This window comes from Mycobacterium sp. 1245801.1, from assembly GCF_001673055.1.
GTDB classification, from domain to species: Bacteria; Actinomycetota; Actinomycetes; order Mycobacteriales; family Mycobacteriaceae; genus Mycobacterium; species Mycobacterium europaeum_A.
In genome coordinates, this window is sequence record NZ_LZKY01000172.1 from 1 (window position 1) to 15,460 (window position 15,460).

Genomic DNA, 15,460 nt, shown 5'->3' on the forward strand with positions numbered 1-15,460 from the left:
ATCCGCGACTCCGACCTCGACGCCTACCAGACCGCCAAAGCCCGCTACGGCCTGCGGTACACCTCCATTGAGCAGATCAACTGGCTGTGGGTGCGGCGCGGGGCCTACCTGTGCGCGGCGGTACTGGTGCTCTTGCCGATCGTCACGTTCGCGATGGCGTACTTCATCGTCGACATTCCCAAGCCGGGTGACCTTCGTACCAACCAGGTTTCGACCATCCTGGCCAGCGACGGCTCGGAGATCGCCAAGATCATTCCGCCCGAAGGCAATCGGGTCGACGTCAACATCAGCCAAGTTCCGGTGCATGTGCGCCAGGCGGTGATCGCCGCCGAGGACCGCAACTTCTACTCGAACCCGGGGTTCGATTTCGCCGGTTTCGTGCGCGCGGTGAACAACAACCTCTTCGGCAGCGGCGACCTGCAGGGCGGGTCGACCATCACCCAGCAGTACGTGAAGAACGCGCTGGTGGGTTCGGCTCAGCACGGGGTCAGCGGCCTGATGCGCAAGGCCAAGGAATTGGTCATCGCCACCAAGATGTCCGGGGAGTGGTCGAAAGACGATGTCCTGCAGGCCTATCTGAACATCATCTACTTCGGCCGGGGCGCCTACGGAATTTCGGCCGCCGCCAAGGCCTACTTCAACAAACCCGTCGAGCAGCTCACGGTCTCCGAGGGCGCGCTGCTGGCCGCGCTCATCCGGCGGCCGTCCACGCTCGACCCGGCGGTCGATCCGCAGGGCGCCCGGGCCCGCTGGGCGTGGGTGCTCGACGGCATGGTGGAAACCAAGGCACTGTCGTCCAATGACCGTTCCGCGCAGGTGTTCCCGCCGACCGTGCCGCCGGATCAGGCGCGCGCGCAGAACCAGACGACCGGACCCAACGGGCTGATCGAGCGTCAGGTGACCAAAGAGCTGATGGAGCTGTTCAACATCGACGAGCGGACCCTGAACACCCAGGGCCTGCAGGTCACCACCACCATCGATCCGAAGGCCCAGCAGGCCGCGGAGAAGGCGGTGTCGAAATACCTCGACGGCCAGGATCCCGATATGCGTTCGGCCGCGGTCTCGGTCGACCCGCACGACGGCGCCATCCGTGCGTACTTCGGCGGCACCGACGCCAACGGGTTCGACTTCGCTCAGGCTGGGCTGCAGACGGGATCGTCGTTCAAGGTGTTCGCGCTGGTGGCCGCGCTCGAGCAGGGCATCGGGCTGGGCTATCAGGTCGACAGCTCGCCGCTGACGGTCGATGGCATCAAGATCACCAACGTCGAGGGCGAGAGCTGCGGGACCTGTAACCTCGCCCAGGCGCTGAAGATGTCGTTGAACACGTCCTACTACCGGCTGATGCTCAAGCTCAAGGGCGGGCCGCAGGCCGTCGCCGACGCCGCGCACCAGGCCGGCGTCGCGACCAGCTTCCCCGGCGTGGACCACACCCTGTCCGAGGACGGCAAGGGCGGCCCACCGAACAACGGGATCGTGCTGGGCCAGTACCAAACCCGGGTGTTCGACATGGCCTCGGCCTATGCCACGCTCGCGGCCTCCGGGGTGTATCACCGCCCGCACTTCGTGCAGAAGGTCGTCAACTCCGACGGCCAGGTCCTCTTCGACGCGGCAAACTCCGACAATAAGGACGAGCAGCGGATCCCCAAGGCCGTCGCCGACAACGTCACCGCGGCCATGGCGCCGATCGCCGCCTATTCCCGCGGCCACGCCCTGGCCGGCGGTAGGCCCTCGGCCGCCAAGACCGGCACCACCCAGCTCGGCGACACCAGCTCCAACAAGGACGCCTGGATGGTCGGCTACACACCGTCGCTGTCGACCGCGGTGTGGGTGGGCACGGCCAAGGGCGACAGTCCGCTGGTAACCGCCTCGGGCGCACCGGTTTACGGCTCGGGGCTGCCGTCGGACATCTGGAAGGCCACCATGGACGGCGCCCTCAAGGGCACCTCCAACGAGTCCTTCCCCAAGCCGACCGAGATCGGCGGCTACGCCGGTGTGCCCGTCGCGCCGCCCCCGCCCCCGCCGCCGTCGGAGACCGTCATTCAGCCCACCATCGAAGTGGCGCCCGGCATCACCATCCCGGTCGGCCCGCCCACGACGATCACCGCGGCGCCACCAGCACCCGGCGGTGGCCCGCCGGGTGGTCCCGAGCCGGGCGGTCCGGCCGGGGGCCCGTTTGGTGGCGCGCCGTTTGGTGGCGCGCCGGGTGGCGGCGTCCCGCCGGGTGGACCCCAAGCACCCGCGCCGCCACCGTGACCGACGCCGCGGAGCACGGCGCCACCACTTCACCGCAGCGGCTGGCCGCGGATCTGCGCAGCGCCGACAACCGAGATTGCCCGAGTCGCAACGATTTCCTGGGCGCCGCACTCGCCGACGTCGTCGGTGGCCCGGTGGGCCGGCACGCGCTGATCGGCCGCTCCCGGCTGATGACCCCGCTGCGGGTGATGTTCCTGATCGCGCTGGTCTTCTTGGCGTTGGGTTGGTCGACGAAGGCCGCGTGTCTGCAAAGCACCGGTACCGGCACCGCCGATCAGCGGGTGGCCAACTGGGACAACCAACGCGCCTACTACGAGTTGTGCTACTCCGACACCGTGCCGCTCTACGGCGCAGAGTTGCTGAGCCAGGGCAAGTTTCCGTACAAGTCGAGCTGGGTCGAGACCGACTCCACCGGCGCCAAGCAGATCCGTTACGACGGCCGGCCTGCGGTGCGCTACATGGAGTATCCGGTGCTGACCGGGATCTATCAGTACGTGTCGATGGCCCTGGCCAAGACCTACACGGCGTTGAGCAAACTCGCCCCGCTGCCGGTGGTCGCCGAGGTGGTGATGTTCTTCAACATCGCCGCGTTCGGGCTGGCGCTGGCCTGGCTGGCCACCGTCTGGGCGAGCGCGGGCCTGGCCGGGCGCCGGATCTGGGATGCCGCCTTGGTGGCGGGTTCGCCCATCCTGATTTTTCAGATCTTCACCAATTTCGACGCGCTGGCAACAGCATTCGCGATGGCCGGCCTGCTGGCGTGGGCGCGACGAAAGCCGGTGCTGGCGGGCGTACTGATCGGATTGGGCGCCGCGGCCAAGCTGTACCCGTTGCTGTTTTTGGGCCCCATGCTGCTGCTGGGAATCCGGACCGGACGGCTGCGCGCGTGGGTCCGTACCGCCGTGTCGGCCGGGGTGACCTGGCTGTTGGTGAATCTGCCGGTGCTGGTGTTCTTTCCGCGCGGGTGGTCGGAGTTCTTCCGGCTCAACACGCGGCGCGGCGACGACATGGACTCGTTGTACAACGTCATCAAGTCGTTCACCGGGTGGCGGGGGTTCGATTCCAAACTCGGATTCTGGCAGCCGCCGACGGTGCTCAACAGCGTGGTCGCCGTGCTGTTCGTGGCCTGTTGTGCGGCAATCGCATTCGTCGTGTTGACCGCCCCGCAACGGCCACGGGTGGCGCAGCTGGCGTTTTTGGTGGTCGCGGCGTTCCTGCTGACTAACAAGGTGTGGAGCCCGCAGTTCTCGCTGTGGCTGGTGCCGCTGGCGGTGCTCGCCCTGCCGCATCGCCGGCTGCTGCTTGCGTGGATGACCGTCGATGCGCTGGTGTGGGTGCCGCGGATGTATTACCTGTACGGCAACCCCAATCGTTCCCTGCCCGAACAGTTCTTCACTACCACCGTGCTGCTCCGCGATATTGCGGTTATCGTGTTGTGCGCGTTAGTAATTCGTCAGATCTACCGGCCCGGTGAGGATTTGGTGCGGTGGGGCGGGCGGGTGGACGATCCCGCGGGCGGACCGTTCGACCGCGCACCCGACGACCCGCCCGGTTGGTTGCCCGACTGGCTGCGGCCGCCGGGGTCGCGCCGCTCGGCCGTCCCGGCAGCCGAGCACGCCGACGAGCAGGCCCCAGTGGCGAGCGGGGCGCCGTGACCCGCGCCGACGACGACGATCCCGGCGCAGCCGGGGTCGAAGGAGTGGCGCCATGACGCAGGTTGCCATCCCCATCTTCCCGCGATTCACCGCTCTCGACGCGGTCGGTCCATACGAAGTGCTGCAACGCATCCCGTCCATCGACGTCGTGTTCGTCGGGCACCACCGCGGTGAGGTGCGGACCGAGAACGGCATGCTCGGTGTCAGCTGCGACGCCACCTTCGACGACGTGGACGCACCCGACGTGGTGGTGTTCCCCGGCGGCATCGGCACCCGACAGCTCATCCACGACGAGACCATCCGGACCTGGCTGCAAGCGGTACACCCCAACACCCGGTTCACCACCTCGGTGTGCACCGGTGCCCTGCTGCTCGCTGCGGCCGGCCTGCTGGACGGGCTCACGGCCACCACGCATTGGCGGGCCGCCGACCTCCTCAACGGCTTGGGCGCCCGCTACGTGCCGCAACGAGTCGTTGAACACCTGCCGCAGCGGATCATCACCGCCGCGGGGGTCTCCTCCGGCATCGACATGGCGCTACGTCTGGTGGAACTGGTCGTCGATCGCGAGGCCGCACGGGCCGCTCAGCTGCTGATCGAATACGACCCGCAGCCGCCGTTCGACTCGGGCGCGCTCGCCAAGGCCGACCCCGCGACGGTGGCCAGGGCCGACGAATACTTGGCCGCCCGGCGATAGCGGGTTGCCCGACTGTCCGGATTTTTCTGGTCAGCCCCGTATCCGGTAGCCTGATGCGGTTGCCGACGCAGGCGACCCTCCTGCCACGGATCGCCCGTGGCCGCTTGAGACCAGAGGAGGTGGTGAGGTTTCCATGCGTCCATACGAAATCATGGTCATTCTTGACCCCACGCTCGACGAGCGCACCGTTGCCCCGTCCTTGGAGACGTTCCTCAACGTCGTCCGCAAGGATGGTGGATCCGTCGACAAGGTCGACATCTGGGGCCGCCGCCGGCTGGCCTACGAGATCGCCAAGCACGCCGAAGGCATCTACGTCGTCGTCGACCTGAAGGCCGAGCCGGCGACGGTATCCGAGCTCGACCGCCAGCTGAGCCTCAACGAGTCGGTACTGCGCACCAAGGTGATGCGCACCGACAAGCACTAACAGCAGTGGTCGCGTCGTGGGCCCACCGTCGGTGGACTTGCGTAGGCTCAGCGAGGACCACCGTCGTGGAAGCGAGTAGCAGGGCGGAACGAGGAGGAACTTGTGGCTGGTGACACCACTATCACCGTTGTCGGAAACCTGACCGCCGACCCCGAATTGCGGTTCACGCCGTCGGGTGCCGCCGTCGCCAACTTCACGGTGGCGTCGACCCCCCGGATCTATGACCGGCAGAGCGGGGAATGGAAAGACGGTGAGGCGCTGTTCCTGCGATGCAACATCTGGCGGGAAGCCGCCGAGAATGTCGCGGAAAGCCTGACGCGTGGTGCCCGGGTGATCGTCACGGGCCGGCTCAAGCAACGCTCTTTCGAGACCCGTGAGGGCGAGAAGCGCACCGTCGTCGAGGTGGAGGTCGACGAGATCGGCCCCTCGCTGCGGTACGCCACGGCCAAGGTCAACAAGGCCAGCCGCAGCGGTGGTGGCGGCGGCGGCTTCGGCGGTGGTGGCGGCGGCGGATCACGCCAGCAGTCGGCGCCGGCGAGCAGCGCTCCCGCTGACGACCCGTGGGGCAGCGCGCCCGCATCGGGCTCGTTCGGTGGCGGAGACGACGAACCGCCCTTCTGATTCGAGAAAACTTCAGTAATAGAGAACGGAAAGAAAAACAGACATGGCCAAGTCCAACAAGCGGCGGCCGGCTCCGGAAAAGCCGGTCAAGGCACGCAAATGTGTCTTCTGCGCCAAGAAGGATCAAGCGATCGATTACAAGGACACCGCGCTGCTGCGTACCTACATCAGCGAGCGCGGCAAGATCCGTGCGCGTCGCGTCACCGGCAACTGTGTGCAGCACCAGCGTGACATCGCCATCGCGGTGAAGAATGCCCGCGAGGTGGCGCTGCTGCCCTTCACCTCCTCGGCGCGATAGCCGCCGAGGGCCTACCGAAAGTACGAAACGATGAAGCTGATTCTGACGGCTGACGTCGACCATCTTGGTGCCGTCGGCGACACGGTCGAGGTCAAGGACGGTTACGGCCGCAACTTCCTGCTCCCGCGCGGCCTGGCCATCGTGGCCTCGCGCGGCGCGCAGAAGCAGGCCGACGATATCCGCCGCGCGCGGGAAACCAAGGCGGTGCGCGACCTCGGGCACGCCAACGAACTCAAGACGGCGATCGAGGCGCTCGGCCCGGTCTCGCTGCCGGTGAAGACCGCGGCCGATTCCGGCAAGCTGTTCGGCTCGGTGACCGCCAGCGATGTCGTCGCCGCCATCAAGAAGGCCGGCGGCCCCAACCTGGACAAGCGGATCGTGCGGCTGCCCAAGTCGCATATCAAGGCCGTCGGGACCCACCCGGTGGCGGTGCACCTGCACCCCGAGGTCGACGTGGAAGTCGCGCTCGAGGTCGTCGCGCAGAGCTAAGCACCCGACGTTTGCTCGTACCCGGCGGTGGCCATGATCGGCTGCCGCCGGGCTTCGTTGTGCTGCGGGCAGCGGCGCGCCCCTTGGTAGCCAGCGTCGCGGACGTGCTCCCTGGCGAACTATTTCTGGGGTGTATCGGGGCAGCGCGCTTTACCAGCCCGTAACGCTGGGAAAATGTGGCGGAAAGCCAACACGCCCGGGGCAGTAACCTGCGACGACACGCCGTAGAGATTCTTGTCCACACGAATTCAATGGCGTTGTATGGCCGGTATCTGCACCGATGTCCCAGCCCTTTGCATTAATCCACAGGTTCTCCACACCCCGCTCAACACAGGTGTCGACGGATATGCACACACGATGCACAGCTTCATAAACAGCACCCCCTTTGCGTCCTAGTCAGCAACGTTTAACGTCGTCCCGGCGCCGGGCGTGCGGGTGCCATGAGGCGCAGTTGTCAGCACCTTGACTTACGCTCACGATCGATTATCGAATGTATGTTCGGGTGCGTGAACCAGGGGAGGAGGGAATCCGTGGCGGTCGTCGATGACTTGGCGTCGGGCATGGATTCTTCGCCGCCTAGCGAAGACTTCGGGCGCCAGCCACCGCAGGACCTGGCGGCCGAGCAGGCGGTGCTGGGCGGCATGCTGCTGAGCAAGGACGCCATCGCCGACGTGCTCGAACGGCTACGGCCCGGCGACTTCTACCGCCCCGCCCACCAGAACGTCTACGACGCGATCTTGGACCTCTACGGCCGGGGCGAGCCGGCCGACGCGGTGACCGTCGCCGCGGAGCTGGACCGCCGCAACCTGCTGCGGCGGATCGGCGGAGCGCCGTATCTGCACACGCTGATCTCGACGGTACCGACAGCGGCCAACGCGAGTTACTACGCGACCATCGTGGCCGAGAAGGCGCTCCTGCGGCGGCTCGTGGAGGCGGGCACCCGGGTGGTGCAATACGGTTACGCGGGCGCCGAAGGAGCCGACGTGGCCGAGGTGGTCGACCGCGCACAGGCAGAGATCTATGAGGTCGCCGAGCGGCGGACGTCGGAGGATTTCGTTCCACTCGAGGATCTGCTGCAGCCGACGATGGACGAGATCGACGCCATCGCCTCCAACGGTGGCGTCGCGCGCGGCGTGCCGACCGGTTTCACCGAGCTCGACGAGGTGACCAACGGCCTGCATGCCGGGCAGATGATCATCGTGGCGGCTCGACCTGGAGTGGGCAAAAGCACCCTTGGATTGGATTTTCTGCGGTCGTGCTCGATCAAGCACCGCATGGCCAGCGTGATCTTCTCGCTGGAGATGAGCAAGTCCGAGATCGTCATGCGGCTGCTGTCAGCGGAGGCGAAGATCAAGCTCGCCGACATGCGGTCGGGCCGCATGAGCGACGAAGACTGGACGCGGCTGGCGCGGCGGATGAGCGAAATCAGCGAGGCGCCACTGTATATCGACGACTCGCCGAACCTGACGATGATGGAGATCCGGGCCAAGGCGCGCCGGCTGCGGCAGAAATCCGACCTGCGTCTGGTCGTGGTCGATTATCTGCAACTGATGTCGTCCGGCAAGAAGGTCGAGTCGCGGCAACTCGAGGTGTCCGAATTCTCGCGTCATCTCAAGCTTTTGGCCAAGGAGCTCGAGGTGCCGGTCGTTGCGATCAGCCAGCTCAACCGCGGTCCCGAACAGCGCACAGACAAGAAGCCGATGTTGTCGGACCTTCGTGAGTCGGGATCGCTCGAGCAGGATGCGGACATGGTGATCTTGCTGAACCGGCCCGACGCGTTCGAGCGCGACGACCCGCGCGGGGGAGAGGCGGATTTCATTCTCGCCAAGCACCGCAACGGCCCCACCAAGACGGTGACCGTCGCGCACCAGCTGCACTTGTCGCGGTTCACCAACATGGCGCGGTAGGGGTAACGGGGTGCGCACAAACTGTTCGAAACCAAGGGTCGAAATCTACGCAGGCATCGAACGTCTGCACTAGCCAGCCATCGGCAAGAGTTTAGCCAGTTGGCTCGCCTGAAAGTGGCCCTTACTGCGTCCCCGGCCCTTGTGAGCGCGGGGCGACTGTCGCAAACCTCTTCAGGGTCCGGCAACCCGATGGCGGTGAGCCGAAAACAGTTCGCCGAACTCGGCGATGGCTGCTTGAGCCGCATCGTCATCGCGGTCGTGTTGAAGAGCAGGTGACGCCAGATACACCAATGCCCGCGCCAGCGCCAGCACCCCGACGTGGTGACGTTCCGCGACTCTGACCAATTCGGCTAACGCCTCGTCGAGGCTGCAGCCTAGCTTCGCAATCAGTACGCCTTTGGCGACATCAAAGATCCGTGCATCCGAATACTCACCGCAGTTCATCGCCGCTCACCTCACTACGCCAGCCCGCCCCAGGCGCGGGACTACCCCGGTGAGGGAGTCCTATTCGCGTGCTCTGGGAACGACGAGACACAGATATGCGTCGATACAACCCACTCGAACCAAAGCCGCGTGGTCAGCGACCGAGCCCTTCCCCGCGCGCCCGCGGCCAGCCGTCGAGCGCGTCGCCGATGGGCGGGCCCATCTTGCCCGTGACGCCTATAGCTACCTGCACCTACCCCTGGTCGCCGGCATCATGCTGTTCGCTGTCGGAGCGCACGCCACCATCGAGCACGCCACTCACCGGCTGCCGTTGCTGTCCGCGATCGCACTGGCCGGCGGCATGGCACTGTTCTACTTCGCTGACGTCGCCTACCGGTGGCGCGACCACGGGCAGGCGCCGGCCGACCGCGCCGTCACCGGAGTAGCCGCGGCGGCGACCCTGCCTGCCTTATTGCATATGCCCGCCCTCGCAGCGCTCGGCCTGCTCGCCGGCATCGGAGCTTGCCGGTTGGTCTGGGAGTTGTGGCGGCGCCCCCGGATCGGTCCGGCCGTAGCAGGACAGGCACGTTGAGGGCCGAGACACAGGTAAACCGGCGCTTAAAGCGCCATAACCGACAGGAGAGCACGATGTCACAGGCACGACGCCTTTCGGGCCGAAAAATAGCTGTGTTGGCAGCCGACGGCTTCGAGAAAGTGGAACTGGTAATTCCGTTGCGCGCGTTGCAATTGGCCGGCGCGAAGGTCGATGTTGTGTCGCTGCGCCCCGGTCGCATCCGCGGGTGAATCTGCACATGCCGGCCAGCCGAGTCGGCGTGGACAAGGTTGTCACCGAGGCCGACCCCGGCGCCTACGACGGACTGCTGCTTCCGGGCGGCTTCATCAACCCCGACCTGCTGCGGCAGTCGGCGGCGGCGCGGGATTTTGTCCGCGCGTTCGACCACGGGGCCAAGCCGATCGTCACGTTGTGTCACGGTCCGTGGGTGCTTGCGTCGGCAGGATTGCTCAATGGGCGCACCCTGATCTCCTGGCCGGGAATCCGCGATGACCTGGTGAACGCCGGCGCCGACTGGCTCGACCGCGAGGTCGTGCGTGACCGCAACCTCGTCACGAGTCGGGGGCCACAGGACATGAAGGCGTTCTTGCCGGCGATGCTCGACATCTTCGCCGAGCCGAAGAATCACTCGCAGACGGTCACGAACCATAACGGCTCGGATCCGCAGCTCGACAAGCCGCTCGGCTGGGCCGTGTCCGCCTTGCGCTGGTCACCGAAACCCTCGGCGGCGGCACTGACCGGTGTGGTCGCGGCCGCCCTGGCGTCACCCCTACGGAGACGGGTTTCCATCAAGAACTAGAGAACAACGCCAGCGCTACCCTAGGCGCGCTGCCAGCGTCGCCGCATGCCCGGGTGACTGCAGATAAAGCGAATCGCCTTGTGCCTGACGGTAATAACGAACCTCGGCGCGTTATGCCGTCCCACTCGGCGGTGGCTCAACGATGTAGCGAAAATGGAACTTGGCAATCGCTCGTTCGGAGTTCGGTTCAGCGCGCTCTTGTCCGGCGTCTTCGATGTCTTCCCGACAAACAGGTCAGCGCGACACCCGACCGGTCGGGTCGTGCAGGCACTGAAGTGCCCTCCTGGATCTCACTGGCAAAGGAGGGATCCGTGATGCCGATGGTCCGTCCGAGAATGATGAGCTCGTCATCTGTCAGGCCGGGGCCGCCCTCGGGCGGCTGATATTCGAACAGGGCGCGGGCGTACTCGCGGAATCGTCTTGCGTCCGAGGCAGCAGCGGCCGCTGCGGCCGCACGGGTCGAATCGTGAGCCGTCGATGCGGTGTCCAAGAAGTTCATCGGGTGCGCGTCCGCCACTTCGGTGAAAACCCGGCAAACCCCGAGGTAGAGCGATCATTATCCGTCGTGCAGGCTGAGAACTAAAGATCGAAGCTAAATCGGCTTGAGCTGGCGTTTTGCCGCGAAGATCAGCAGGCCACCGCGTGCAAGGCCACTCGGAACGCGTGCTAGTGAACAACATCAGTGCAACGAAATTGCTTGTGGGACAGAGTATTGTGCGCAATTGCCACGCGGAGTAGCGTGAGGTTTCCAACAGCAGGCGGCCAGAACGCAAGCTAAGTGGGCATACTGTGGGACACTCGGAGCTAACCAGCCTCATCGGCCTGCGAGACGGCGATGGGAATCGAATCCATCTCGTCCGCGTGGATGTTCCCAGCGAGACGAGCGGCTACATGCTCAGGGTCGGGACGGGAAAGGTGTTCCTGAGTGCCGGCGATCTCGCCAGGCTCAACACCGTCATCCGGTTCGAGTTGCATTCGGCGCACCGGACCCATTTGTTGATTTGGGCGATCCAGCTACTGATCTTGTGCGCAGTGGCATGGTTCCTCACATCCGGCATCACCGGGCCGCTGTTTGTCTACCCCTGGTCCTATTGAGATCACCGCCCCATCAAGCACGGATCGCGCTGCGGGCCAACGCTTCTGGAGCGGTTTCGCGCCTTCATGGAAGATCGCGGCCAGCCGCCCGCGCGTCGTAGTGACTACCTTTCGTCAATCGGAGCAGCAGGTAAGCCGAAGTAGCGCGCACTGCCATCCACAGGCGACATCGCTTGTGCATGAGCCCGCCGGCTGAGGACTTGTCCGCTCGAGTCCAGACGGTGTAGCGCAGCTATAGTCGGTGCGTGTTGCCTACCTATGATCGCGATTCATGACCGGAGGAGCACCAGGACCGGCGTCGCCGCAAGCACAGCCTGGCGAGCTCGCCCCGCTCGATATCGTCGGCTCCGGAGTCCTTCCCCCGGTCGCTGCCCGAGTGCGCCGACTTTTTTGGCTGCTCGAGCGGTTGGCGCCCTCTTTGGGATCGCGGTGGGCAGTCGAGTTATGGTGCACCCCACCGGTTCTCGAGTCGGACCTGCGCATGCCACCAGGTGTGTCCCCGGGCAGGCCGCTGGAAGCTTATTGGGATGGGCATCGGATAGCTGGTGAGGAATGGGGCGAGGGGACACCGATATATCTGGTACATGGTTGGGGCGGGCAGCGCGCGCATTTGGCAGTGTTCGTCAAACCGCTGGTGGAGGCTGGGTATCGCGTCATCGCATTCGACTTGCCTAGCCACAACGAATCTGACCCGGGTGCCCTTGCGCCCGGGCGTACCACTGCCATCGAGTGCGCCGACGCCGTTGCGGCGATGATCGAAACCCACGGGCCCGCCCACGCGGTGGTGGCTCACTCACTCGGCGCGAACGCGACTGCGTTGGCGGCGGCGCAGGGCGCACCTGTTGGGCGTTTGGTCTTCTTGGCGCCCATGGGCGATTTCCGTCTCTATCTTGACCTGTTCGCCGCACGGCACGGCTTCGGTCGCCGGATCCGCGCCGGCCTGCAACGCCGTCTGGAAAAACGAATCGGCATGCCGTTGCACGACACGAACATGACGCGGATCGGTCAACGAGCCAATTACCCGCCGCTGCTTCTCATCCATGATCCCGACGACCCGGACAGCCCTTATGCCGCGAGTGAGCGGCTCGCATTGTCATGGCAAGGCGCACGATTACTGACCACGCGGGGGCTCGGTCGACTGGCTCATTACCGAATCCTGCGCCATCGCCCGGCTATTCGGGCCGGGCTAGAGTTCATCGGCGACCAAGCGGGCTGAGTTCAGCTGCGACCGCGGTCATCTACCGCCGCGCCCGGTATGCTGCTGCAGCTCTTCTATCAGGTCGGATGCCTGGGCCTTGGTCAGATCATTCGGGACCTCACGCCCTGCCTCCTGCGCCAGCGTTTGCAAGTAGCTCCGCTGCGGTCCCGTCATCGGCTCGTCGCCCGTGACCCAGTCGGCTGTGTCCTTTTCCGCCGTCTCGTTCGGCGCCTGTTGCAACTCGTCGCTCATGTCTCGATCACCTCCGACGGACGTAATAGCCGTCGCACATGTGTTCGAAACATATCCGCTCAGCGAATTTAGTGGTCTGAGCCGCGTCAGCGGAAACGGATGTTCAACGTCGCCAGGCCAAATATCTTGCGGCCAGCCGACTTCGCGCCGACGAGCACGACTCCGCTGCGGGTTTCCGGGTCCAGTGATTTGATCCGGCCGCTGTACTCGATGTCGGCACCCTCGGTGGCCGACACGACCACGGGCTGTGACAGCCGCACCGCGTAGCGGGTCACCGCACCGGGATCGCCTGACCATGCCGAGCCGAATCCGGCACCCAACGCCATGGTGAGCATTCCGTGGGCGATCACGTCGGGCTGGCCCGCCAGTTTGGCGAGGTTCTCGTCCCAATGGAGCGGGTTGGCGTCGCAGGCCACCCCGGAGTAGTTCACCAGGTCGCCGCGCGACAGTCGCGCGTGGTGGACCGGTAACTCGTCGCCGACCTTCACGTCATCGAAGGACGGCGTTCCCGGGGTGCGGGTGGTGCCTGCGTGGGCGATCCGAACCTCGTCCGCCGGGCGCACCGTCTTCTGGTAGTCCTCCTCGGAGTAGTCGATGCCGGCGAGGTTCACATCGTGCATCATCACCTTTTCCGCGACGCTTCTGATCGCCGGATCGACATCCTCGGCGGTGACGCCCACGACGGTGGTGTGCAGGGTGTGCACCCGCTCGCCGGCCGTATCGGTGAACGTGTTGGTCACGGTGATCAAGTCTCTGCCGGCGATCCTGCGCACCGATGACAGTTCGACGTCAACGTGCAGTTCGTCTCCGGCCACGATCGGGCGGTGCTGCTCGAAGACTTCTTCGGTCTGCAGGTACATCTCGTAACCGATGACCACCGATTCGAACAAATGCCGATTGGCGGCCATGGCCGGGGCCGACGTGAACGTCAGCGGCGCCACCAGGTCCGGATATCCCAGTTCAGCGGCGGCGTCGAGTTTCCAGTGCGCAGGGTGATAGTCCTGCACGGCGCGGGCGAACTCGCGTAGTTTCTCGCGGCCGACCTGGTAAGTGTCTTCGATCCGGTAGTAGTGGCCGACCCGCGCTTCGAGTGCCGACGCTTCGGTTGCTGCTGTCATGGATTGCTCAACTTTTCTGTCGGCCTGTTCACGGAAGCCGACCTACGCACACTAACCCGGCGACATCAGGCCACCGAAGGCCGCAACGCGGATGACAAGATTGTCCGAGTGTGTTACCGCTGGCCGACCCTGGCCGAGGCCGTCGACACTCGACGTCGTTCAGCCACAGTGTGCCGCCGATCCGCCACGGAGATGAGAAAAATCCGTCCCCCATTTTGCTGAGAATTCTGCGACACCGCAGGGGCATGGCCATCATCCGTCTCGGGTTTGAGAGCCCCACAGGCCGTAAGAGGCGCCAGACGCTCCGCCGGCAACTAGGTCAACCGCCTCGAACTGGCGAAGTCTTCGGCGAGATCTGCGGCTGTCGCGACGCTTTGGGCGGCTGCAGTCATCCGGCCGGCAAGTTCGCGGGCGCGGATTGCATACTCCGGCGCCAAGATCCGTTGCAGGTCCGCGACGAGCGATCGCCGGCTAGTGGCCGACAGGCGGCGGTGCGTGCCCACCTTGAGGCGCCGTTTAACCTGAGCTCCCCAGAGGATCTGGTTGACGTCGACGGAGAGGATCAGCGCGGGGATCCCGGCGCGCAGACCTGCCGCCGTGGTGCCCGAGCCGCCGTGGTGCACGACGGCGCGGCAGAGGGGAAAAATGGATGCGTAGTTGACCGCGTGCACCACCTTGACATGGTCAACATGCGGGACGTCGGCAAAGTCGCTCCAGCCGGCGCAAATCAGTGCCCGCTCACCCAACTGGGCGCATGCGCCGCTGATCATCTCGACCGTGTCGGACGGAGATTGCACCGGCATGCTGCCGAAGCCGAAGAAAATCGGCGGTGTGCCGGCAGAAGCCCACGATGCGACCTCGTCGTCGGCGCTCGTCGGCAACTCCATCGTCAGTGCGCCCACGAAGGGCCGTTGATGCTTCCATCGCGCCCATTCGGCCGCCAGGCCCGGGAAAATCACGTCGTCGTATGCCTGAATTTCCAGCGATCCGTGTTCGGCGATTCGTCGCGTCCAAGGACTTGCTGTCTTGGGCAATCCGAGTTCGCGCCGCTGCGCGTCATCGGCCGACTTCGATCCACGCCACAACAACCAGTCGTAGAAGCTCATGCCGACTCGGCCCACCGGTGCCGGCAGGAAGGGCACGAGCCTGCCGTTGGGCCGCCACGGGAAGTGATGCAACGTGGCGAGCGGAATGCCGCAGTACTCCGCGACGTTCGCGGCCGTGTCTTCATAGTTCATGCCGGTAAGCAGGAGGTCGGCTCCATCTGCTAGAGCCGTCAGCGTCCTGCTGACCTCCGCTCGGCACTCGGTAAGAGGTTGCACCACCTCTCGCCACATCCGGTCCAATTTCCGGATTTTCCACGGGTTGCCGAACCAATACGTCCAGTAGTCGCGGTGCGGGTCCAGGACGGCTTTCAACTCTGGCCCATAGGCGACCCCAGCGGGTCCGACTGACTCGACGAAATCGACCATTTCGGGAGCGACGGCCATACTCACGTCATGCCCGCGGCGAACCAATTCACGGCCGATCGTTAGGTACGGCTCGACCTCGCCACGCGTTCCCCAATTTGCCAGCACAAACTTCATCGCGGTCATGACTGTTCGATTCCCTGGCGCATCGTCGGATTGCAAGCGGCGGCCCACGCCCTCGGCCCAGACCTGCG

Annotated in this window: 15 protein-coding genes and 1 pseudogene; 12 read left to right on the plus strand and 4 right to left on the minus strand. The window is 65.4% G+C overall.

Features of this window, described 5'->3' with window-relative positions; all coding sequences use genetic code 11:
* The 8 genes from A5622_RS11095 to dnaB form a co-directional block, all read left to right on the plus strand.
* The coding region (locus A5622_RS11095; RefSeq protein ID WP_232002937.1) for a transglycosylase domain-containing protein at nt 1-2,253 on the plus strand (2,253 nt) is incomplete at its 5' end.
* Complete coding sequence (locus A5622_RS11100) at nt 2,250-3,905, plus strand: glycosyltransferase family 87 protein (RefSeq protein ID WP_066878502.1); 1,656 nt, start codon at nt 2,250-2,252, stop codon at nt 3,903-3,905. The genes A5622_RS11095 and A5622_RS11100, both read left to right, overlap by 4 nt.
* Nucleotides 3,906-3,957: 52 nt before the next feature.
* Entirely contained in the window at nt 3,958-4,599 is a 642-nt protein-coding gene (locus A5622_RS11105) for a DJ-1/PfpI family protein (RefSeq protein WP_066873323.1), read from the plus strand.
* 133 nt (nt 4,600-4,732) lie between these two features.
* Nucleotides 4,733-5,023 carry a 30S ribosomal protein S6 gene (rpsF, locus tag A5622_RS11110; RefSeq protein WP_007771721.1) on the plus strand — a complete coding sequence of 97 codons (291 nt, stop codon included), beginning with the start codon at nt 4,733-4,735 and terminating at the stop codon, nt 5,021-5,023.
* Between the two features lie 102 nt (nt 5,024-5,125).
* Nucleotides 5,126-5,644, plus strand: a complete 519-nt coding sequence (locus tag A5622_RS11115) for a single-stranded DNA-binding protein (RefSeq protein ID WP_066873326.1) — start codon at nt 5,126-5,128, stop codon at nt 5,642-5,644.
* Nucleotides 5,645-5,687: 43 nt separating this feature from the next.
* Complete coding sequence (gene rpsR, locus A5622_RS11120) at nt 5,688-5,942, plus strand: 30S ribosomal protein S18 (protein WP_003874730.1); 255 nt, start codon at nt 5,688-5,690, stop codon at nt 5,940-5,942.
* A gap of 30 nt (nt 5,943-5,972) precedes the next feature.
* The gene (gene rplI / locus A5622_RS11125) at nt 5,973-6,431 is read left to right on the plus strand and encodes a 50S ribosomal protein L9 (RefSeq protein ID WP_066873329.1); all 459 of its coding nucleotides are present in this window, start codon (nt 5,973-5,975) and stop codon (nt 6,429-6,431) included.
* Between the two features lie 530 nt (nt 6,432-6,961).
* Nucleotides 6,962-8,338, plus strand: coding sequence for a replicative DNA helicase (gene dnaB / locus A5622_RS11130; protein ID WP_007771724.1), 1,377 nt, complete (start codon nt 6,962-6,964; stop codon nt 8,336-8,338).
* Nucleotides 8,339-8,509: 171 nt separating this feature from the next.
* Here dnaB and A5622_RS11135 read toward each other — a convergent pair whose 3' ends face one another.
* Nucleotides 8,510-8,782: an ANTAR domain-containing protein gene (locus tag A5622_RS11135; protein WP_066873340.1), complete on the minus strand. Its 273-nt coding sequence runs from the start codon at nt 8,780-8,782 to the stop codon at nt 8,510-8,512.
* Between the two features lie 49 nt (nt 8,783-8,831).
* Between A5622_RS11135 and A5622_RS28130 the strand changes: the two genes are divergently transcribed.
* From A5622_RS28130 to A5622_RS11155, 4 genes and pseudogenes are all read left to right on the plus strand, one after another.
* A complete protein-coding gene (locus tag A5622_RS28130; protein WP_232002938.1) occupies nt 8,832-9,353 on the plus strand; it encodes a low temperature requirement protein A in 522 nt (173 codons plus the stop codon).
* Nucleotides 9,354-9,409: 56 nt separating this feature from the next.
* Nucleotides 9,410-9,948 (plus strand): annotated as a pseudogene (locus A5622_RS11145) (type 1 glutamine amidotransferase domain-containing protein); the annotation flags it as partial.
* A gap of 1,047 nt (nt 9,949-10,995) precedes the next feature.
* Nucleotides 10,996-11,229: a hypothetical protein gene (locus A5622_RS11150; RefSeq protein ID WP_066878504.1), complete on the plus strand. Its 234-nt coding sequence runs from the start codon at nt 10,996-10,998 to the stop codon at nt 11,227-11,229.
* Nucleotides 11,230-11,500: 271 nt separating this feature from the next.
* On the plus strand, nt 11,501-12,445 hold the full coding sequence (locus tag A5622_RS11155; protein ID WP_066878507.1) for an alpha/beta fold hydrolase: 945 nt from the start codon (nt 11,501-11,503) through the stop codon (nt 12,443-12,445).
* An 18-nt stretch (nt 12,446-12,463) separates the two neighbouring features.
* On the opposite strand, the gene A5622_RS11160 is transcribed toward A5622_RS11155, so the two are convergent.
* From A5622_RS11160 to A5622_RS11170, 3 genes are all read right to left on the minus strand, one after another.
* The gene (locus A5622_RS11160; protein ID WP_066878509.1) at nt 12,464-12,679 is read right to left on the minus strand and encodes a DUF3072 domain-containing protein; all 216 of its coding nucleotides are present in this window, start codon (nt 12,677-12,679) and stop codon (nt 12,464-12,466) included.
* Between the two features lie 86 nt (nt 12,680-12,765).
* The gene (locus A5622_RS11165; RefSeq protein WP_066873359.1) at nt 12,766-13,797 is read right to left on the minus strand and encodes a fused (3R)-hydroxyacyl-ACP dehydratase subunits HadA/HadB; all 1,032 of its coding nucleotides are present in this window, start codon (nt 13,795-13,797) and stop codon (nt 12,766-12,768) included.
* A 314-nt stretch (nt 13,798-14,111) separates the two neighbouring features.
* The gene (locus tag A5622_RS11170; protein WP_066878513.1) at nt 14,112-15,383 is read right to left on the minus strand and encodes a glycosyltransferase; all 1,272 of its coding nucleotides are present in this window, start codon (nt 15,381-15,383) and stop codon (nt 14,112-14,114) included.
* Nucleotides 15,384-15,460: the final 77 nt, after the last annotated feature.